The following is a 21,255-nucleotide window of genomic DNA, read 5'->3' as shown; positions in this document are numbered from 1 at the left end:
TAAACTTAATATAATTCAAGGCTTGTAAGCTTTATGTGCTTGTAAATAAAATCTTATAATCTGCAAAGTTTTAGTGAAGTGGTGTAAAAAACATTATGCTATTTGGAAAAATATCCGAATCTTTTGGTAGATAATGTATAAATTGATCGATGAATTGTTTGTTTAAAAAGAGTTCTCCGCTAATAATAATGCCTTTTGTATTGTAGTTTTCTTCCATATCTCGACTTAAATTTGCAAAAAATTCAGCAAAAGAATCCAAAATACCAAAACATAATAATTCTTTTTCAACTCCGGCAAGTTTGAAGCTCATTACAGAACGCAAAGTGCGTAAAGTATCGAGGTAGATTTTGCCTTCTTCGTTTTTTTCTAATCTAAAGTCAATCCGCGGTCCTTTGCTGCCGAGGAATTGTGAGGCACATTGCAAAACTGCTTTTGTAGAATCTTTTAGGGTATTGGCTTGCAAATCTAGCAAGATTCCGCACATTCCGATAAGATCTAAGAGATTGGTCGAGGGCTTAGAATCTGTGGGTAAGGTTTCTAGTTGTTTGATGAGTTCGCAGTTGGCATTGGTGAAGTTTTTTAGCAAAGATTGTGTGGTGGAATTGAGCGTTTTTAGGGTGTTTAAAATAATGTGAAAATTTGTTTCAAATTTAAATTCAATAGGGGTTTTAAAGCTTCCATTGAAATATACCATAAAATGCGTTGAATCTTCGCCCAAATAGAGGGCATTGAGGCTTTTTAGATTTTCTTCTTGTATGGTTTGTAGGAAGGATTCTAATTCTGGGTGGGGTGTATTGGGGGCTTTTTGTGCTGTGTGCTGCAAAATCAAAGAGTTTTTAGCCACGGTTATAGTGAGGGGAGATTTTTCTTCTTTTATGAAGTAGCAAATTCCATTTTGGATTTTTTCTCTAGGCTCTAAAAGATATAATCCGCTATAAGATTCTAAAAATTTAGTAAGAAGCAATAAAATAGGATCAAAAGGCAAAATGCAAGGGACTTCATCCAAACAAAAAAAGTCTTTAAGGATTGCTTTTGGCTTGAGGTGGATAATGGGCTTTTCGAGTGTGGCTAGAGCTTGACTTTCTTCATTGGAGATTCTAAAGATAGATTGTGCGTTGTTTAGGCAAAAGGGCATAAAGAGATAGGGGGTATTGATTTTTGTGGGATTCTTTTCGTCTAATAAAAGCAATTCTTTTTTGCCAAAAATGGTTTTAATAAAAATACTTTTTCCCTCTTTTAATAACTGACTTAAAAAGCTTAAAGATTCTTGTAGGTCTTTTGCGTGTTTGAGGGGGAGTTTTTGATTGTCTTTTAAAAGGGTGATTTTTTCTAGTTTGAAATCGATGAAATTCTGCCATAGATTGCAAAAATTTGGGGATTGCTTGTGTGTGATTTCTTGTAATTCTATGGGTGTTAGAAAGTTTGAAATTTCGTTATTTGGGGAAATTTTGTTATTTTGTGAGAGATTTTCTAAGATACGCAATTCTTTAAAAGCCCATTGCAGTGAGAGCGGAAGGCTTTGGGAGAGGTGGTTTGTGAAGTCTAAAAGCTTTTGTTGCTCCCCTTGTAATTCTAATATAAAATTTTTGGCATTGTTTTGTATCGCTTGTGCTTCTAAATGAAACGATTTTGCACTCCAAAAGAGATTTTTAAGAAAAAAGTTTTTGATTGTGTTTGGGGATTGTAGATTGTGAATCAAAGAAAAATCTAATGCGACAAACAAATTAAAAGCCTTTGTAAGAAAGATGGGCGATTTCTTGTAAATCTCTATTGTCTTTTTTGCGAGTTTGAATGCCAAACTCGTGGAGATACTTTATAGCTTGTGCTTCCATAGTTTTAGCTGCTTTTAGTATTTCTTGTGATAATTCAAATGTTGGGTCACTACCAATGATAAATGGTTTTACGCCTAAGATTTTTGTAGGAGGTAAATCACCTAACATTTCAATCATTTTTAGAGTTTGGAGCATTTCTACTTCGTGGGCACTTCCAGCCCAAGTGATGTTGTTTGGAATCGCACTAAAGTCAAAAAAATAAATATCCCCTATTTGTGCATTATCTGCATCGATACAATCAAGGATTAAAACTCTATCGTAATTTGTGATAATAGGGATTAAGTGCTGTGCCATAGTCCCTCCATCGACAATATCGACTTCGTGTTTGCCCTCAAAAGAATAATTGAGCTTTAAGAGGTTGGAGAGATGCACTCCAATCCCTTCATCTCCAAAAAGAATATTTCCAATACCAAGAATGAGAATTTTCAAATGTATTCCTAGTGTTGTTCGTCTTTTTCGAATTTTAAACCGCTGATGATGGTATCAATACCAGAACCGGGGAATTTTACTGCATTCCAGCTTGCCATATAAATATGGATAGGAATAAAAATAATAAACGCCCAAGTTAAGATATGATGGACTAAACGCACATTAGCAATTCCTCCAAAAAGCACTTCAAGAGGTCTAGTAAAACTCATAATAAAACCTCCAAGCCCTTCATGATAAACATGAGCATAAAGGATAAGACCTGTGAGAGAAATAGCAATGATTAAGAGCATTAAACCTATGTAAGTTGCTAGTTGTAATGGATTGTATGCGCCTTTATTGTGTGGATGTCCGCCTAATAATAAATAGGTTTTGAGAATCTTTATCCAAATAATAGGGTTAATAAAATCCAAAAAAGAGCGGCGTTCTATTTGACATTCTTTTGCAAATATAAAAAGATAGATTCTAAAAATAGAAACTGCAATCAATGCAAATCCGATGATAACATGCCAGATTCTTGAGAGTGAATAGACATCATATTGTGGATTAGCAGATAAAAATGGATAAGCAAGATAAAATCCAGTAGCAATTAGAGCAAAGATTGCAAATGCTCTAATCCAGTGAAATATTCTTGTCAATCCTGAAAATTCATAGACGGGTTTGTATTTTGTTTCCATAATTTCTCCCTTAGATATTGCAACCTATGGCGATTGGATCAATTTTGTATTGTCCGATTTCATTTCCTTTGGTATCCATTAGATGAACTGCACAAGCAATGCAAGGGTCAAAAGAATGGATAGTGCGGATAATTTCTAATGGTTGAGTAAGATCTTGGATTTTTGTCCCTACCAAAGAAGCTTCATAAGGTCCCATTTGATTTTTAGAATCTTTTGGTCCTGCATTCCAAGTGCTAGGCACAACAGCTTGATAATTAGAAACAACGCCATCTTTGATTCTCACCCAGTGGCTCAACATACCGCGTGGCACATTTCCGATATAGCGTCCTTTGTATTCTTTATTGCTATCGATTTTGTAAGGAGCACAAGTGGTTTGATCCCCTGTTTTGAGATTTTCTACTAGAGAGTTGAAAGCTTCAATCCCATAATCTGCGGAGAGTTTGCATTCTAATAATCTTGCAGCGGTTCTTCCTAAAGTGGTAAAGAGTGCTTCAATAGGCAATCCTGTATCTTTTAGGAATTGTGTAGCAATTTTTGTAATGCGTGGATTTTTGGCTGCAAGTCCGACAACAATTGCAGCTAGTGGTCCAACTTCCATTGGCTCTCCATTGTAGCGAGGAGATTTAATCCAGCTATATTTGCCTTCGAGATTCAAAGCTTTTGTTTTGATAGGAGTGCCATCTGGTCCGATAGTATCTGCATCAACAAACCCTGTGTAGTTAGGAGTTGTGTCGCCTTCATAAGGGTGAAGTGCTTTGTCATTTTGATACCATGAATGTGTGGCTTCTTCTGTGATTAAATCTTCATTGATCTCAAAGAGTTTTGAAATATCTCCATTGCGGACAATACCGCTACTATAAAGTGTTTCATTGTGATTGACGGGGATCTCTGCATAACTCATAAAGTTCTTTACTCCACAACCTTTTAAAACACTTGGTTCATTTTTATAAACTTCTGCTGCCATAACAACATCTGCATAGTAGGCACGATTGATGAAATCTGATACTTCTTTGTATTTTGTGAGCCAATCTCCCAATCTTGATGGGTCTAAAATATCTGCAACACAAGTTACTCCGCCGACAGTTAGGCTTTGTGGGTGTGGTTGTTTTGCACCAAAGATTGCCATCATTTCTGCAGCTACTCTTTGCACTTCAAGTGCTTTTAGATAGTGTGAAAGCACAATTAGGTTTTGTTCTGGTGAGAAGCGATAAGTCTTGTGTCCCCAATATGCGTTTGCAAAAGGTCCTAAACCTTGCTTAGAGCTAGCAAATTTCGCTACTTTTTCTTGCACCGCTTTTAGCTCATCTGCTCCTGTTGCAATTGGATTTTTTACATATTTAAAGGCAAGTTCGGAAGCTTTTTTGGGATCTGCTTTTAGTGCTTGTGTGATATCGCACCAATCAAGCCCATGCAAGTGATAGAAATGCACCAAATGATCATGTAAAACTAGAGAAACATTCATCAAAGATCTTACCATTTGTGCATTAAAAGGCACTTTGATACCTAGTGCGTCTTCTACTGCGGTTATCCCTGCTTTGTAGTGTGAATAGGTGCAAACTCCACAGATTCTTTGCACCATAAAGCCTACATCTCGTGGATCGCGGTTTTTTACGATAACTTCAATTCCTCTCCATAAAGTCGAGCTAGAATAAGCATCAGTAATTACATTGTTTTCATCTACAATGACTTCAATTCTTAAATGTCCTTCAATTCTAGTGATTGGATCAACAATAATTCTTTTTGTCATCTATTCCCCTTTATTATTTTTTCTAACGCCAGATAAGATTGCGTGTGCTGCCATACCAATTGCTGCAACTCCTAATAATGTGATTCCTATATTGTCCGCAGTTCTATCTTGACCGCTAAAGAAAGGGACATCATAGATTTTGTTTCCAAGTGGTTCTTCAAATGGTCCCATAGTATCCCAAAAGTTTGGTTCGCTACAACCGATACAACCATGCCCTGCTTGAATCGGCCAGCTTGTGTGGGAATTAAATCTTAGTTTTGAGCAGTTGTTGAAAGTATAAGGTCCTTTGCAGCCAACTTTGTAGAGGCAATATCCATTTTTTGCACCTTCATCACCAAAAGTTTGCACAAATTCTCCTGCATCAAAATGTCCTCTTCTTTCGCATAAATCGTGGATTCTAAGTCCATAAGCCCATTTTGGACGATTGAAGGCATCAAGACTAGGTAATGTGCCAAAAAGAATAAAGTGAATAACATTTCCAACGATATTTTTCTCGCTAGGAGGGCAACCCGGGACATTGATAACAGGTTTGTTTGTAACAGCACTTAAAGGTTTAGCGGCTGTTGGATTTGGATTTGCAGCTTGGATTCCACCAAAGCTAGAACAGGTGCCAATTGCAAAAATTGCTGCAGCATGCTCGCTAGCTTCTTTTGCATTTTCTAAACCGGTTTTGCCATGAGCACCGATTGTTAGATATTGTCCTTCTAGTGCAGTGGGGACGCCACCTTCTACCATTAATACATAGCGTCCTTTGTATTTTTCAATGGCATCTTCTAAATTTTGCTCTGCTTGAAAACCAGAGGCAGCCATAATGGTTTCATGGTATTCAAGTGAAATATAATCAAAAATCAAACTCGCAATACCCGGTCCATCACTTCTAAGCAAGCTTTCACTACAACCTGTACATTCTGCTAAGTGCAACCAAATCACAGGCAATCTATCTGCAACTTCAGCAGCTTTTGCAGTAAGTGGTGTGAAGCTCGCAGGGAGAGATAACATAGCAGTCATTGCACCTGCCCATTTCATAAAATCTCTTCTTGAGATACCATTTTCTTTTAGCATTTTTTTGATGCTATTTCCCTTTTTTAAGGCAGGAAATTTATTGATTTCTTTAAGCCTTTCTTGTGCTTTTTGAAGTAGGACTTGTTCTCTTTCCATTTTCATCCTTTTTAAAAAATAGTTAAAAATAAAATATTTTTAACTCTCGATAAGAAGATGTGAAGAAAGCCATTTATTTTAAGTTTAAAGAAAAAATGACTTTTTACAAACTTATTTTACCATTTTTTTAGATATTTAAGGTTAAAAATATTTTATTTAGTAAAATTATTTTTGATTGCTGTTTTGTTGTGAGTTGGAATTGTTTTGAAGAAAGCTGCGTTCTTGGTTGTCTATATCAACTAGCCAGTAAAATTGCGAAGTTTGGTTTGAGGCAAGTTTGATAGTGGCGATTTGATAGTTTTGTCTTTCTTCGATTGATTCTACTTGACCTACTAAAATATTGGGATAAAAAATCTCATCATAACCGCTTGTATAGATATTATCCCCCACTTGAATTTTTGGATACAAAGGAATGTAATCTATAATAAAACCTTTGTTTGGGTCATATTTTGCAATACCCGGCGATTTGTTGGGACCTACAATAACGCTATAACTGCATTTTTCATCACCATTTAAAAATCCTATGAATCTACCATTTGAGAGTGTGGCGATTCCTGCAACTTGATTATTGTGGATAAGCCCAAAAATAACATTTTTTGTTTTTGTGATGGTTTCTTGATGATCAACCTCTAGCCAGATTTTTGTATAATCATTGATATTGACATGAGAGATTGTGCGGACAAGGTGAAAATTAGGCAGATTTAAATCTAAATTGGAGTGAATAGAATGGAGTAGCTCATTGTGCTGATTGGTTAGAAAATCAAATGAATATTGAATGCTTTCTTTGTTTTTTAACTCATTGGTTAAATGCTTGATTTGTTCAGCTTGATTGAAATGCCTTGTGATAGCATTGATAATATTGTTGTTTAGGTTTAAAATACCTATTTTGATGCTATCACTTAAAAAAAGGACTTTGGTGTGTATTTCTTTGGAGACTTGCATTGAAAGGAATAAAGCAATAGTGATAAAGATAATCCAAAGAAAGAGTTTTTTCATTCATCACTCATAAGATAATTGCTGAAGAATATCAATCTCTTCTAATGCTTTTCCTGTCCCTTTTGCAACGCATAAAAGAGGCTCTTCACCTACATAAACAGGTAGTTTTACGATTTCTGAAAGATATTTATCCAAACCTCTTATGAGTGCCCCTCCGCCTGTGAGGACAATCCCATTTTCTACAATATCACCTGCTAAATCTGGTGGCATTTGCTCTAAGACATCTTTGAGAGCATTTGAAATTTCTTTGAGAGGTTCTTTGATGGCTTCTCTAACATCTTCACTTGTAAGTTCAATGGTATTTAATAATCCACTCACTTGATCGCGTCCTTTGACTTGCATAGAAAGTGGCTCATCAAGGCTAATGGCAGAACCGATTTGAATTTTAATAATCTCTCCCGTCCTCTCTCCAATGAGTAAGCTATATTTGCGTCTTATATAATCAACTATTGCATTATCTAGTTTATCGCCAGCAGTTCTAAGAGATTTTGAGATAACCAAGCCACCTAATGAGATTACTCCAATCTCTGTGGTCCCTCCGCCAATATCTACTACTAAGCTTCCTTTAGGCTCTTTTACAGGGAGTCCAGCACCAATAGCTGCTGCCATAGGCTCTTCAATCAAAAACACTTCCCTTGCTCCTGCACTAATAGCAGATTCTCTAACTGCTTTGCGTTCTACGCCTGTTAAACCATAAGGCACACAAACAATGATTCTTGGACGCATAAGAGCTTTTCTGCGATGTGCTTTTTCGATGAAGTGGCGAATCATTTTTTCTGTCATATCAAAATCCGCAATTACTCCATCTTTCATGGGGCGGACAGCCAAAATACTGCCGGGAGTTTTTCCTACCATTTCTTTTGCTTCATGACCAACCGCTAAGATTTTATTTTTCCCATATTTGTCATTTCTTACAGCAACTACTGAAGGTTCATTGATAATAACACCTTGTCCTTTGACGATAACAATTGTATTTGCAGTTCCTAAGTCTATTGAAATATCGTGTGAAAACCAACCAATTATTCTATCTAATAACATTTTTCTCCTCTTTTGATGAATTAGGCACTTTTCTTGCCATTTTTCTTTTGCTTGATGAGTAAAGGTTTTTCTTTTTTAGAAACAGTTTCTTTTGTAATGATTACTTCATAACCTTTTAATTCTGGTAACTCATACATAATATCTAGCATAATTTCTTCCATAATAGAACGCAAACCTCTTGCCCCTGTTTTTCTTTGGATAGCAAGCTCAGCAATCGCCTCTAATGCTTCAGGCTGGAAAGTCAAAACTACACCATCAAGTGCAAAAAGCTGTTTATATTGTTTGGTGAGTGCATTTTTGGGTTTTTGTAGGATATTTACCATTGCTTCTTTGGTGATTTTTTCTAAAGTAGCAATCATATGCAAACGACCGATTAATTCGGGTATTAATCCAAAGCTAACCAAATCATCAGGCTCTACTTTTTCTAAAAGGTTGTGTGAATTTACTTTGGTGTTTTTTTGGTGGTGGAATCCTAGAGTGTTTCCTCCGATTCTTCTTTCTATGATTTCTTCTAATCCATCAAAGGCACCACCACAGATAAATAAAATATCTTTGGTATTAATTTGAATAAAGTCTTGATTTGGGTGTTTTCTTCCCCCTTTTGGAGGTATATTTACCACACTTCCTTCAATAATCTTTAAAAGAGCTTGTTGCACTCCTTCACCTGAAACATCTCTTGTGATAGAGCGATTTTCTGAAAGTCTTGAAATTTTGTCGATTTCATCAATAAACACAATTCCTTTTTCTGCTCTTTGCACATTTCCATTAGCTTCTTGTAAGAGGCGAGTTAGGATATTCTCGACATCCTCTCCTACATATCCTGCTTCTGTTAGGCTAGTTGCATCACAAATTGCAATAGGAATATTAAGTGATTTTGCCAAGGTTTGTGCCATAAGGGTTTTTCCACTCCCTGTTGGACCAATGAGTAAAATATTGGATTTAGAAATTTCTGTATCTTCTTCTTGCGGGTTTTGCAAGATTCTTTTGTAGTGATTATAAACTGCGACGCTAAAAACCTTTTTGGCTTTTTCTTGCCCAATAACATACTCATCAAGAATCGCTTTTAATTCTTTTGGGGGCATAATTTTGAAATCTTCTTCTGGTTGTGAATCTATTTCCTCGGGCAAATGAGGTTCATTGCCAAAAAGTAAGCTATAAGAGGCAATAATGCAGTTTTTGCAGATACAGACATTATTCCCTGTAATGAGAGGATTTTTGGGTGATTCTTTGGATTTGCAAAAATTACAGATTCGCTCGCTCATAGACTTTTCCTTATAAATGGGATTCCTCTTGTGGATTGCAAAATAAAGTTACACATTTTCATAACATTTTCATCAGTGGGGGTTTCATCTAAAATTTCTTGTGCTATCTCTCGGATAGGGCGATTCCCTAAAAACAAACGCTTATAGGCATTATGAATCTTATCAACTTGATGGTGTTCGAAATTTTTTCTTAAGCGATGGAGATTGAGACCTCGGATTACAGCACGATTTCCCTCTGCCATACAAAAAGGGGGAATATCTTGAGAAAGGGCACTAGCCCCCGCAATCATAGCATAATCGCCGATTTTTACAAATTGATGAATCGGAGTTAGACCGCCGATATTAATATAATCTCCCATAATGATATGCCCTCCAAGTGTCGCACCATTAGCCAAAATACAATTATTGCCGATGATGCAGTCGTGGGCAACATGAACATAAGCCATTAAGAGATTGTTGCTGCCTATGATAGTTTTACTCCCTCCGCCTTCTGTTCCGGGATTTATCATTGTAAATTCTCGGATTTTATTATTATCACCAAAAATGAGTTCGTTTGGTTCGCCGTGGTACTTAAGATCTTGCGGATTTGTCCCTAGGGTTGCATTAGGATAAATTTCATTGTTTTTGCCTAAAGTTGTATTGCCAAGAATGGTTACATGATTATAAATTTTTGTATTATCTCCGATTTTAACATTTTTGCCAATTACACAATAATGCCCAATTTCAACATTTTCACCTATGGTTGCCCCTTCTTCTATAATAGCACTAGGAGCGATAATGGCACTTTTTGCAATACTCACTTAATTTCCCTTTTCTTTGGTTTTATCGACAATCATTGCTTTGAGTTCAGCTTCTGCGACAAGCTTTTCATTGACATAAGCATAGCCTTGTAATACCCAAATGCCACCTTTTTGTTTTACTACTTCTAATTTATAGACTAAAGTATCTCCGGGTGTAACGGGATTTCTAAACTTGGCTTTATCAATACTCATAAAATAAACAATTTTATCGCCATTGTTGCTAGAATCTTCTCCAAACATACTAATAAAAGCTAGTACTCCCCCTGCTTGAGCCATTCCCTCAATGATATAAACTCCCGGATAAATGGGTTGTATCGGAAAGTGTCCATTGAAAATTTCTTCATTAATGGTAATGTTTTTGTATGCTTCAATGCTTTGATTGGGGGTAATAGCTGTGATTCTATCCACTAATAATAAAGGGTAGCGGTGAGGTAGAATCTCGCGTATTTTTTGCACATCATAAATCATAAAAATTCCTTTTATTGTTGAATGGGTATTGTAACATATATTTGAAGGTTTTTCTCATAATGCCATTTTGCCCGGATTTAAAATATTGTTTGGATCAAAGGCTTTTTTGATTGCCCTAAATAATTCCATTTCTTCTTGTGTAAAGGCAAGTTCCATAAAGGGTGCTTTAGAAAGCCCAATGCCATGTTCTCCACTCAAAGTGCCTCCAAGTTCGACGGTAATTTTAAAAATCTCTTCGATAGCCTTATGCCCCTTTTCTACTTCTTCTGGTTTAGAGCCATCTACCATTACATTTGTATGCACATTTCCATCGCCTGTATGCCCAAAGCATGGGATTACAACGCTATATTTTTTGGAGACTTCTTGGATTCTTTCAAGTAATTCTGGAAGTTTTGAGCGAGGGACAGTAATATCTTCATTGAGTTTTTTGCTACCATAAATTGTAATACTTGGGCTAGCATTTTTCCTTGCAAACCAAAGATTTGCTGCTTCTTGTTCGTTATTTGCTTGGATAAAATCACTCGCACCATTTTCATAAAATTTTTCTTTTATTTTTGATATTTGAAAATCTATCTCTTCGGGTAGATTTCCATCAACTTCTGTAATAAGAATCGCACCTGCTTGGATTGGCAAACCTTTGTGGAATTTTTCTTCTACTGCTCTTATACTAAGATTGTCTAAAAATTCCATAGCAACCGGCGTTATACCGCTTGCCATTGTTTTATACACAGCATTCATTGCCGATTGAATACTTGGAAAAACTCCCATTGCGCTTTGTTTGTATTTTGGCTTGCTTAGTAATTTTAGAGTAATTTCTGTAATCACTGCCAAAGTCCCTTCACTAGCAATAAGAATCCCAGCAATATTGTATCCTGCGACATCTTTGATAGTTTTTTTGCCTGCACGGATTATATCTCCATTAGGCAAAACCGCACGCAATGCCATTACAAAATCTTTGGTGATTCCATATTTTGCTGCACGCATTCCACCGGCATTTTCGCTGACATTACCACCTAAGGTTGAGTAATGTTCGCTTGCAGGATCGGGTGGATAAAATAAACCTACAGCTTCCACCGCTTTTTGGAGTTGCATATTAACAACTCCGGGTTGCACTCTAGCGACCATATTTTCCATATCGATTTCTAAAATCTTGTTCATATGTTTTTCAAGTGCCAAAACAACACCGCCATTAACCGCTAAAGCTCCGCCAGTAAATCCACTTCCAGCACCACGAGGGACAATAGGAATCTTATGGGTATTGCAGTATTTTAGAATTTGGCTGACTTCTTGTTCGTTATGAGGAAAAACAACACATTCGGGATATTTTCTTTCTTTGGTTGCATCATAGCAATATGCACTTAAATGTGCTTTATCATCATAGCAATCTTCACTACCAACAATTTTTCTTAAATCTTGAATATTTTGTTCAGTCATTTAGAGGAAATCCTTAGAAAATATCTTTAATGCTTTGTGTAAAATAATTTGTGATTCTACCAAAGAAAGTCGCATCTTCATCTTTGATTTCTCCCTTGAGTAGAGCATCAAAATAAATATAATAATCCTGAGTTCTCTTGTCATTGATAAGATAGGAAAACCATTCTTGATTTGTAGAGCCAATCCGCGAGAAGAAAGGCAACATTCTCTCTTCAATAGGTGCTCTTCCTGTGATATAGTCTTTTTTGATAAGGCTGAAAGTTTGGCAATCTAATGCCTGTCCTTCATTGAGATTGACGATATAAACAACTCCTGTGGCATATTGAGCACATATTTTTCTAAAGTCTCCTTTAACCGGAGCTGTATGCCCTATATCCATTAAATAAGCTGCAAATAAATCTGGGTGCAACCAAGTAACATCGGGGTAAGCGTTTCTTACTTTTTCATAAATATCTTGTGTTGGTGCAATCAAAAAGGCTCTGTCATTAAAGCTTCTAAAAACCACTTCATCATTTTTTTGGGGTTTTAATAGCGGAGTTGGAAATGCAGATTGCTCTAATCCCACAAAAGGTTCAAAAGCGATTTTGGCTCGATTATCTTTGACTTCTACTACAGCTGCCATTGCGACAATTCCGGAATGTTCTTTGTCAAACCAACGAATAATCTCTCCACTTTCGCCAACCTTTAAATCAAAAGCCGGAACATAGGCAAAATGCTCCGAATCTGTATCTAACTCTATAATAGGGACAATAAGTTTATTACCAAAAGGTGAGGCAAATGCTATGGAACTAAAAAATAAAATGCAAATAAAAAGCTTAAGTTTTAGATATTTCATTTTGTGGAAAACCTTTTCTCTCTTTTTCTCTAACAAGAATTGATAGAGCCTTTTAAAGATTTATATTGTTTAAAATTACAAGTTTTAATTATACATTAAAATTTCTTAAAATTTTGGCATACTTTGCAAAATTTTAAGTTTAGATTGCTACTTGGCGTTCTTAAATATAGTTTGATTTTTGGATAAATATAAAATAAAAAATTGTGTTTTTTGGTAACAAAAATTAAAGTTTTTTTATTAAAAAATAACTTTATGTTATAAAATTAAGTTTATAGCAATAATTTTTTTGATAGTATTTCGTCCGTTTTGCAAAAACATTATGTTTTGCAATCCGAGTTTTGAAAATTTGTAGAAGGAGAAAATATGGAGTTTTTAGAACTTCTTATGGTTTTAATTGCAATGATTTTAATCATTAAAAAACCAGAAAAAGAAAAATTGGCTTTTAATCTTGTAATGATTTCGTGGGTAATTATGATTGTGCTTTATGTATCGCATAAGGCGGGTGGAATCCTTACTAATATGAATCTGTAAAAGGCTTGTAAAATGAATGAAAATGCAAAAGTAAAGAATTTTTACACATTAATGTGTTTAGCGGGCTTATTGATTGTTTTATTGCCTGTTGGTATTGCAAATGTTGTGTTTGGATATATGTTAGGTGATAGTCCTTGTACTTTATGTTGGGGACAAAGAGAGGCGATGATTTACATTGGGGTTATGGCTTTATTTATCGTTCGCTATGGTATGAAAGGTAAATATATAGCTGCAATTTTGATTATGGCTGCATTTGGATTGTATCAATCTTTTGCACAATATGGAATGCACGCAATGCGTGATTTAGACCAAGGATTTGGTTTAGCAGTATTTGGACTCCATACTTATTTTTGGGCAGAAGTTGTATTTTGGGCAGTTGTATTGTTGCTTGGTGTGATTTTTGCGTTTGCTCCAAAATTTGGTGAATTTGATGTGGAAATGGCTGGAAAAAAATTTAGAGAATGGACTAAGCTTTCTTTTGCTTCTGTGGTAATTGTAACTTTGATTATTGCTTCTAATGTTTTCCAAGCTTTTGTAAGCACTGGTATTCCACCATATGCAGGACAAGGAGACCCAGTAAGATTTAGTTTAAATCCTAAATATATCATTTGGAGTACAGATTATTGGAATGGCAAATTTAGTAGTTTTTCATTCTTAGGGCCAAGAGATGTGAAAGCTCCTGATTATGCTTTTGCTCCAGCAAGTTCAAAACTTGGAATCACATTTGATAATAATAGTGCTAATGCGCCTTTAAATGTAGATAAAACTCTCAAAATTACAGGAGAGCAAAAAATCGATTTTGCACAACCTATTAATACTTTAAGTTATATACGCGGCGAATATCTTGTAAGCTCTAAATACGATGTAGCTGTAATGGATGATAATTTTGCGGTAAAATCTAGTTTCAAACTCGATCCTTATTTCTCTGCAACTATTGATCCAATTATTGGAATTATTCCTTATATGGAAGATAAGTATCTTTTGATGGGGTCTAATAAATCTTTCTTGAGATTTAAACAAAATCCAAATGCTGATGATGCTAAACAATATGCAGACTTTATCGAAGGTGCGGATAAATTTGAAGGACAAGGAGAAGGTTTAGGAAGAGGGCGTTTGGATACTGTGAGGTCTAAATTCTTCCATGTAGCAAGTATGGCAACAGATGGAAAATATTTCTATTTGGCTACAACTCCAAACAATAAAAATGCTAAAACTTTTGTAATTAGCAAATATTTATTGAGCGATAGAACATTATCAGGAGAATTTACTCCACAAGCAGAACTTAAAGAAGGTAAAACTTTGGGTGATCTTTATGTAACTTCTATGGTTTATCACAATGGCGAGCTTTATGCACTAAGTAAAAATCATAATGTAATTGTTGTGATTGATCCAAAGTCAGAAAAAGTCACTCAAACTATTAGTTACCCAGAAACTATTAAAAATGCAAGAAGTTTGCTTATCGATGAAGCTGGAAATATGAAGATTCAAAGCTATCAAGATGGAGCAAATATCCTTTATACATTGCAATAATTTTAAATTAAAGAATCCTTATGGGGATTCTTTAAGAATACCTTTTATTTTTAGCTACTTAAAATTCTTTCTATCATAATCTTCGCAAATCCTTTGTAAATATCGTTTTGGTCAATTTATTAAAATTAAAAATAATTTTGCTATACTTAGAGTTTGATTATAATCCAAAAAAGAGAAATTTATGCAGCTTAAAATTTATGATAGTGTCCAGAAAGAAAAAGTAGATTTTATCCCTATTAATCCTCCAGAAGTGCGACTTTATGTGTGTGGTCCAACGGTGTATGATGATTCTCATTTGGGGCATGCAAGAAGTGCGATTGTTTTTGATTTATTAAGAAGAGTTTTGAGGGAAAATGGCTATAAAGTGTATTTTGCAAAAAATTTTACGGATATTGATGACAAAATTATCAATAAATCGCTCCAAACAGGTTTAAGCATCACAGAGATTACAAAAACTTATATACAAAAATACCTTGATGAAATGGAAGCTTTGGGAGTTGAGAGAGCGGATATTGAGCCAAAGGCAACAGAGAGTTTAGAGAGCATTTGTGAAATGATTCAAGAATTGCTTGACAAAGGGTTTGCATACCAAACGCCTAATGGAGATATTTATCTTTCTGTTGCTAAAGATTCTAAATATGGCTCTTTAAGTGGGAGAGTTGCTGAGTTGGAATTGCAAAGTAGAATCCACAATAGCGAGCAAAAAAAAGATTCCAAAGATTTTGCGTTGTGGAAAAGTTATAAGGGAATAGGGGATATTGGCTATGAATCGCCTTTTGGCAAAGGGCGTCCAGGGTGGCATATTGAATGTTCGGCTATGATTAAAAAGCATTTGGCATATAGTGGGCAGTATGCTATTGATATCCATGGGGGTGGGGCGGATTTGCTTTTCCCTCACCATGAAAATGAGGCTTCACAAACGCGTTGTGCAGAAAATCAAACTATCGCAAAGTATTGGATTCACAATGGTTTTGTAACTATTAATGGTGAAAAAATGGCAAAGTCTTTGGGGAATAGCTTTTTTATTAAAGATGCTCTCAAAAACTATGATGGAGAGATTTTGCGATTTTATCTGTTGGGGACGCATTATCGTGCAGGGTTGAATTTTGCTGAAGAAGATTTATTGAGTGCTAAAAAGCGGTTGGATAGAATCTACCGCATAAAAAAGCGTATTTATCCTATACAAGAAGCAGATGAAAGCCAGTGTAAAGAATTTAAAGAAGCCATTTTGGAAGCTTTAAATGATGATTTAAATATTTCAAAAGCTTTAAGTGTGGTTGATGAATTTATCAATAAAGCTAATGAGTTTTTAGATAAAAAACAAAAAGATAAAATCTCAAGCATAGCTGGATTTTTGGCTATATTAGAGCGGCTTTTGGGTGTGGGAGGCAAGAATCCTTTTGAATATTTTCAACTTGGTGTGAGTGAAGAACAAAAGCAAGAAATAGAGAATCTTATCGCACAAAGAACAGAAGCTAAGAAGCAAAAAGATTTTGCAAAAGCAGATGAGATTCGTGAAAGATTGCATTCTATGGGAATTGAGATTATGGATTTGCCAACAAAAAGCGTATGGGAGAAAGTGTAAGGGTGGATAAAATAAGCTTTATTAGTATTTTTGGGATAGCCTTAGTTGGAGGATTTGGACACTGCATAGGAATGTGTGGCGGGATTGTGTTGGCATATTGTGGGAAATTGGGAGTGAGTTTTCAAAACAATAAAATCCATCTATTATTCTATCACTTGCTTTATAATCTTGGGCGTATTAGCACTTATATAGTGCTTGGCGTGATTGTTGGAATTTTGGGAAGTATGTTTGTTATGGATGGTTTTTTGCGTGGCTGTCTTTTTGTCTTTGCGGGTATAGCAATGGTGCTAGCAGGATTATCTCTTTTTGGTAAAATCAAATTTCTTACATATTTGGAACATTCTTTGCAAAATACTCAATGGTATCAAAAGAGTTTTCGGAGATTTTTGGATATCAAGAATCCTTGGAGTTTATATTTGCTTGGGGTTTTAAATGGTTTATTGCCCTGTGGTTTTGTGTATGCTTTTTTGTTTGTAGCAGCAGGGTTTGCAAATCCGCTTATAGGGGGAGCTGTAATGGCGGTTTTTGGACTTGGCACTATCCCTGCATTAGTGCTTGTTGCTTTGTTGGCAAATACTTTATTTTCTAAACAATTATTTAGAAAAATAGCGATGAATCTTGCTGCTTTGGCTATTATTGTTTTTGGGGTATTGATGATTCAAAAGGGTATAAAATTTCTACAAAATCCAGAAATGGGCGGTAAAATGCATATGCAAATCTCTATTGAACAAGGGAATGAAAATTAGAAATATTGAGTGTGTGAAATTTATAAATTATAACATTATAATAAAAGTGAAAAAATTTAGTTTATTATTAAGGCAAAATTGCATACTATACAAAAAAGAAGTTTGAAGGTTGAATTAAAGATGAATCTCTCAAAAACAATCCGACATTTTTTCTCAACTATAATTATCGGGGTTGAAATTGATCATAAGAATTGCAAAATTGTTGCGCAATTTTATAAAGGTAATAAAAAATTTCAGACACAAACTAAGATATTTAAAACAATCCCGGGGGAGTTGTCCGCTCAAGCAGTAAGATATATCAAAAAGATTCGCACAAAAAATCCTTTTACCTACATTGCAACACAATCTTCTTCTATCGTGCAAGGTGCTATTAGCACCAGCAATAAAGAGGAGTTTGCTAAGTATGGTATTAATATCAATGAGGTTGTAAGCAAAAGTTTTTATAATAATTGGTCAGTTTATATCGCAAAAGATGGTATTGCAGAGACACAAAAACGATTTTTAAAAACGGGTGTAGATTTTATTGTTTCGCCTTTTTTGGTGCTTTATTCTTTGGCAAAAAGGATTCCTCAAGAGGATTGTAGGCTCTATATTCTTTTTCAACGCTCTAATATGACTATGATTGTAAAAAAACAAAATGAAGAAGTTTTGTTTGGTGGATATTATGTTTTAGAAAGTGAGATTGATTCGGAATTAAAGATTGTTAAAAATACATTGAGTGAAGATGAAGATGAGATACAAAAAATAAATATTCAGGATAATATTCAAGATGAGTTAAATGAAATAGAAGAAGTTGATGTGGCAAATGAACACAGCGATAATGAATTAATCGAAATACTTAAAAGCGAAAATGAAGAAATAGGAGATGAGGCAAAAGAGGAGAATTTGGAAGATTCTTCTGATGAAGATTTGGATGATTTTTCACGCGTGAGTATGGCATCTAAATTTATTCAATCTGCTATTAATGAATTTTATAATAATGAAATTTATGAGAGTGAGTTTATTAGAGAAATTGTGATATTTAATCCTTGTGATATACAAGAAGAAACATTAAAACAAATACAAAATTTTACAATGTTGGAAGTTCAAATCACGCCTTGTAATGTCGCAGAAATACTAGCAGAATTAGGCTTTGAATCTTATTGTTTCTTTGAGGCAAAGGGAGAAGTATAATGAATTATAGTTTTATTTCGCCAAGCAAGAAAACATTATTAAAAAAGGTTTCTCGCATTTGGTGGGGTTATATTTTTTTGACACTTTTTATTTTTGTTGGGTTTGTTGTGATGTTGAAGATTCAAGGGTATTTCATGCAAAATGGTGCGATTCAAGCCATCAATGAACAAAAAGCAACTTTAGAAGAAATAAAGAGTATTCAACAATTTTTAGTCAAAGAAGAGGAAATTGTGCATTTTGGAGAATTTATTGCCAAACAGAATCTGATGCTAAAAGATAGCATTATTAATCTTTTTGAAATGATACCAGAGCAAATCACACTTAACAAAATTCAAATGGAGCAGTATCAACTTACTCTTTATGGGACAACGCCATCAAAACAGATTTATACTTTTTTGCTAGAAGTTCCATTGAGATCTATTTTTAATCAAAGTAGAGCCGATTTTTATTTGCTTTCTAATGGTTGGTATAACTTTGTTTCTGTTAGCAAGCTTAATCAAGAGGAGAAAACTCAATGAAGGCTTTTTTTGCACAGATTGATTGGGTAAGGAATACTTTCTTTTTTGTATTTTATTTTTTTTTGGTGGCGGGGGTTTTTGTCGGATTTGTAAAGCCTCAGTTGGATATTTTTAGAAACACTAATGCAAATTATCGCAAAGAGCTTTTTACACTCGAACAAATACAAAAACAACGCGATTTAGAAAAGCAATCTTTGGCAGAATATCAAAAAAATAATGCAGAGATTCTTGAAGGATTTAAATACCAAATTACTCAACAAGAAATCGAAGAAAAATTACGAATTATTTTCGATACAGCAGGGATTGTAGCAGATGGAGAGCCAATTTTGGAGGGGGATTATTGGAAGCAGCGTTATGTAATTAGTGGAAAGGTTAAAGATATTCAAGCACTTAAAAAAGCACTTGAAATAGCTCAAAATTTTAAAGCTATTATGCGTTTAAATTTTCCAATTCATATCGAAAAAGAGGGCAAAATGCTGGTGTTTTCTTTTCGATTAGATGTTTATTATCTCAATAAAACTTAATTTAAGGAGAACTTATGCGAAGTGATGTGATTAAAAAAGGCTACCAAAGAGCCCCGCACCGAAGTTTATTGCGTGCGACAGGGCTAAAAGATTCTGATTTTAACAAGCCCTTTATTGGTGTGGCAAATAGCTATGTAGACATTATCCCCGGGCACTTTTACCTAAACAAATATGCTGAGATTATCAAAGATGAGATACGCAAAGCCGGGGGCGTGCCATTTGAGTTTAATACCATTGGCGTGGATGATGGGATTGCTATGGGGCATAATGGTATGCTTTATTCTCTGCCTAGTCGCGAGTTGATAGCCGATTGTATCGAAACGGTGATGAATGCCCATAGCCTTGATGCGATGATTTGTATCCCAAACTGCGATAAGATCGTGCCCGGAATGCTTATGGGGGCGCTGCGTGTGAATGTGCCGACAATCTTTGTGAGTGGCGGTCCGATGAAAGCTGGTAAGCTAGATGATGGCAGTGTGCTGGATTTGAACTCTGCCTTTGAAGCGGTGGGGGCGTATGAAAGTGGTAAAATAGATGAGAAGCGACTGCATGAGATAGAGTGCAATGCCTGTCCGGGTGGTGGGAGCTGTAGCGGTATGTTTACTGCAAACTCGATGAATACACTTTGTGAGGCTATGGGTGTGGCACTCCCGGGTAATGGCACGATACCGGCGTTGAGTAAAGAGCGTGAAGAGCTACTTAGAGCGGCGGCTAGGCGAATCGTGGAGATTGCACTAGATTCTGAAGCAAGTGAGCGGTTTAGATTCCGCAATATCTTAAATCACAAGGCGGTGCATAATGCCTTTGTCGTGGATATGGCAATGGGTGGCAGCACAAACACCGTGCTGCATATGCTTGCTATTGCCAAGGAAGCGGGCGTGGACTTTGACCTAGAATCCATTAATGCCATCGCTGCTAAGGTAGCCCATATCGCTAAAATCGCCCCGGCGCTTAGTAGTGTGCATATGGAGGATATTAATAGGGCAGGAGGAGTGAGTGCAGTGATGAATGAAGTAGCTAAAAGAAATTCGTCTTTGGGTAATCATTCCGCAGATTTGCAAGGTTTGGGGGCAGTCATTACCGATGGGGTAACTCCTACCCCCACACCTTGCAAAAACTCCCAAAGCACCACCGCAAATACTAGAATTTGTGGGGAGAGCGTTTCAGAATCTATTCTGTATTTAGATGCCCTCACTATCACAGGCGAGACTTTGGGTGAGAGAATCAATGGAGCAAAAATCACAGATACCAACATTATCCACACCAACGAAAATGCCTACTCACAAGTAGGGGGCTTAAAGATTCTCTTTGGGAATCTAGCCCTTGAAGGAGCGGTGCTAAAGGTTGCAGCCGTAGCAGAATCTATGAAAGAATTTAGGGGCAAAGCGATTTGCTTTAACTCCCAAGAGCAGGCGATTAAGGGCATCGCAGGGGGTAAGGTAAAAAGTGGCAATGTCGTGGTAATCCGCTATGAAGGACCAAAGGGGGGTCCCGGAATGCAAGAAATGCTAAGTCCCACAAGCCTTATAATGGGCATGGGCTTAGGGGAGAGTGTGGCGTTAATCACTGATGGGCGATTTAGCGGGGCGACGCGTGGGGCGTGTATCGGGCATGTGAGTCCAGAAGCCGCAGAGGGAGGCTTAATCGCACTCATAGAGGATGGCGATGAGATAGAGATTTCAGTCTCAAAGGGGAGTTTGGAGCTACTAGTAGATTCTAAGATTCTAGAATCTAGGAGGGCAAAATGGCTAGAGCAAGGCGTAGCACAGAAAATCATGCAAGATAAAAATATCACAAGCAAATGGCTCAAACGCTACTCTTTGCTTGTCAGCAACGCCGCAAATGGTGCTGTCTTAAAAACGGAGCTGTGAGGGGGTAAAAAGCATATTATAGTTTGCTTAATAGCATACGATTTGGGATTAGATTCTGTGAGGTGTTTTTGGTCATTGAATGTTTGAAAGAATAGATGAGGAGT

The 21,255-nt window shown here is 36.0% G+C and carries 20 protein-coding genes; 8 read left to right on the top strand and 12 right to left on the bottom strand.

Translation table 11 applies throughout. The features are described from left to right. Positions 1 to 70 precede the first annotated feature (70 nt). The 12 genes from EL247_RS06370 to EL247_RS06315 all read right to left on the bottom strand — a co-directional run bounded on the left by EL247_RS06370 (position 71) and on the right by EL247_RS06315 (position 12,673). A complete protein-coding gene (locus EL247_RS06370) occupies positions 71 to 1,723 on the bottom strand; it encodes a protein hydE (RefSeq protein WP_232019744.1) in 1,653 nt (550 codons plus the stop codon). Between the two features lies 1 nt (position 1,724). Further along, the gene (locus EL247_RS06365; protein ID WP_060660961.1) at positions 1,725 to 2,261 is read right to left on the bottom strand and encodes a HyaD/HybD family hydrogenase maturation endopeptidase; all 537 of its coding nucleotides are present in this window, start codon (positions 2,259 to 2,261) and stop codon (positions 1,725 to 1,727) included. Between the two features lie 8 nt (positions 2,262 to 2,269). Next, positions 2,270 to 2,935 (bottom strand): Ni/Fe-hydrogenase, b-type cytochrome subunit, encoded by a 666-nt coding sequence (cybH, locus tag EL247_RS06360; RefSeq protein ID WP_054194697.1) that lies wholly within the window; start codon positions 2,933 to 2,935, stop codon positions 2,270 to 2,272. A gap of 10 nt (positions 2,936 to 2,945) precedes the next feature. Then, positions 2,946 to 4,682, bottom strand: a complete 1,737-nt coding sequence (locus tag EL247_RS06355; RefSeq protein WP_005020543.1) for a nickel-dependent hydrogenase large subunit — start codon at positions 4,680 to 4,682, stop codon at positions 2,946 to 2,948. Continuing rightward, positions 4,683 to 5,840: a hydrogenase small subunit gene (locus EL247_RS06350; protein WP_054194698.1), complete on the bottom strand. Its 1,158-nt coding sequence runs from the start codon at positions 5,838 to 5,840 to the stop codon at positions 4,683 to 4,685. It lies immediately after the preceding gene. 165 nt (positions 5,841 to 6,005) lie between these two features. Continuing rightward, positions 6,006 to 6,836: a rod shape-determining protein MreC gene (mreC, locus tag EL247_RS06345; protein ID WP_077247093.1), complete on the bottom strand. Its 831-nt coding sequence runs from the start codon at positions 6,834 to 6,836 to the stop codon at positions 6,006 to 6,008. Positions 6,837 to 6,839: 3 nt separating this feature from the next. Continuing rightward, the gene (locus EL247_RS06340) at positions 6,840 to 7,874 is read right to left on the bottom strand and encodes a rod shape-determining protein (protein ID WP_005020546.1); all 1,035 of its coding nucleotides are present in this window, start codon (positions 7,872 to 7,874) and stop codon (positions 6,840 to 6,842) included. Between the two features lie 20 nt (positions 7,875 to 7,894). After that, on the bottom strand, positions 7,895 to 9,136 hold the full coding sequence (gene clpX / locus EL247_RS06335) for an ATP-dependent Clp protease ATP-binding subunit ClpX (RefSeq protein WP_005020547.1): 1,242 nt from the start codon (positions 9,134 to 9,136) through the stop codon (positions 7,895 to 7,897). Beyond that, complete coding sequence (gene lpxA / locus EL247_RS06330) at positions 9,133 to 9,936, bottom strand: acyl-ACP--UDP-N-acetylglucosamine O-acyltransferase (protein WP_054197542.1); 804 nt, start codon at positions 9,934 to 9,936, stop codon at positions 9,133 to 9,135. Before lpxA ends, clpX begins: the two co-directional genes overlap by 4 nt. Further along, on the bottom strand, positions 9,937 to 10,404 hold the full coding sequence (fabZ, locus tag EL247_RS06325; RefSeq protein ID WP_005020549.1) for a 3-hydroxyacyl-ACP dehydratase FabZ: 468 nt from the start codon (positions 10,402 to 10,404) through the stop codon (positions 9,937 to 9,939). A 54-nt stretch (positions 10,405 to 10,458) separates the two neighbouring features. After that, a complete protein-coding gene (gene glcD, locus EL247_RS06320; protein ID WP_104745923.1) occupies positions 10,459 to 11,838 on the bottom strand; it encodes a glycolate oxidase subunit GlcD in 1,380 nt (459 codons plus the stop codon). A 13-nt stretch (positions 11,839 to 11,851) separates the two neighbouring features. Then, entirely contained in the window at positions 11,852 to 12,673 is an 822-nt protein-coding gene (locus EL247_RS06315) for a plasminogen-binding N-terminal domain-containing protein (RefSeq protein ID WP_040499620.1), read from the bottom strand. Positions 12,674 to 13,036: 363 nt separating this feature from the next. Between EL247_RS06315 and dba the strand changes: the two genes are divergently transcribed. The 8 genes from dba (at position 13,037) to ilvD (ending at position 21,151) form a co-directional block, all read left to right on the top strand. After that, a complete protein-coding gene (dba, locus tag EL247_RS06310; RefSeq protein ID WP_005020553.1) occupies positions 13,037 to 13,204 on the top strand; it encodes a disulfide bond formation protein Dba in 168 nt (55 codons plus the stop codon). Positions 13,205 to 13,216: 12 nt separating this feature from the next. Then, complete coding sequence (gene dsbI, locus EL247_RS06305) at positions 13,217 to 14,734, top strand: disulfide bond formation protein DsbI (RefSeq protein WP_054197544.1); 1,518 nt, start codon at positions 13,217 to 13,219, stop codon at positions 14,732 to 14,734. 181 nt (positions 14,735 to 14,915) lie between these two features. Next, positions 14,916 to 16,319 carry a cysteine--tRNA ligase gene (cysS, locus tag EL247_RS06300; RefSeq protein WP_104745922.1) on the top strand — a complete coding sequence of 468 codons (1,404 nt, stop codon included), beginning with the start codon at positions 14,916 to 14,918 and terminating at the stop codon, positions 16,317 to 16,319. A 2-nt stretch (positions 16,320 to 16,321) separates the two neighbouring features. After that, on the top strand, positions 16,322 to 17,065 hold the full coding sequence (locus EL247_RS06295) for a sulfite exporter TauE/SafE family protein (protein WP_172594059.1): 744 nt from the start codon (positions 16,322 to 16,324) through the stop codon (positions 17,063 to 17,065). 120 nt (positions 17,066 to 17,185) lie between these two features. Continuing rightward, a complete protein-coding gene (locus tag EL247_RS06290) occupies positions 17,186 to 18,238 on the top strand; it encodes a hypothetical protein (RefSeq protein WP_054197546.1) in 1,053 nt (350 codons plus the stop codon). Then, positions 18,238 to 18,756 carry a hypothetical protein gene (locus EL247_RS06285; protein ID WP_005020559.1) on the top strand — a complete coding sequence of 173 codons (519 nt, stop codon included), beginning with the start codon at positions 18,238 to 18,240 and terminating at the stop codon, positions 18,754 to 18,756. The genes EL247_RS06290 and EL247_RS06285 overlap by 1 nt, the downstream gene beginning before the upstream one ends. Further along, positions 18,753 to 19,280, top strand: a complete 528-nt coding sequence (locus tag EL247_RS06280) for a hypothetical protein (RefSeq protein WP_054197547.1) — start codon at positions 18,753 to 18,755, stop codon at positions 19,278 to 19,280. The genes EL247_RS06285 and EL247_RS06280 overlap by 4 nt, the downstream gene beginning before the upstream one ends. 14 nt (positions 19,281 to 19,294) lie before the next feature. After that, on the top strand, positions 19,295 to 21,151 hold the full coding sequence (gene ilvD / locus EL247_RS06275; protein WP_104745920.1) for a dihydroxy-acid dehydratase: 1,857 nt from the start codon (positions 19,295 to 19,297) through the stop codon (positions 21,149 to 21,151). Positions 21,152 to 21,255 lie beyond the last annotated feature (104 nt).

It is taken from the genome of Helicobacter pullorum, from assembly GCF_900638355.1.
GTDB lineage: Bacteria > Campylobacterota > Campylobacteria > Campylobacterales > Helicobacteraceae > Helicobacter_D > Helicobacter_D pullorum.
The sequence above is the reverse complement of the archived record's forward strand: the minus strand, read 5'-3'. Positions and strand labels throughout refer to the sequence as shown.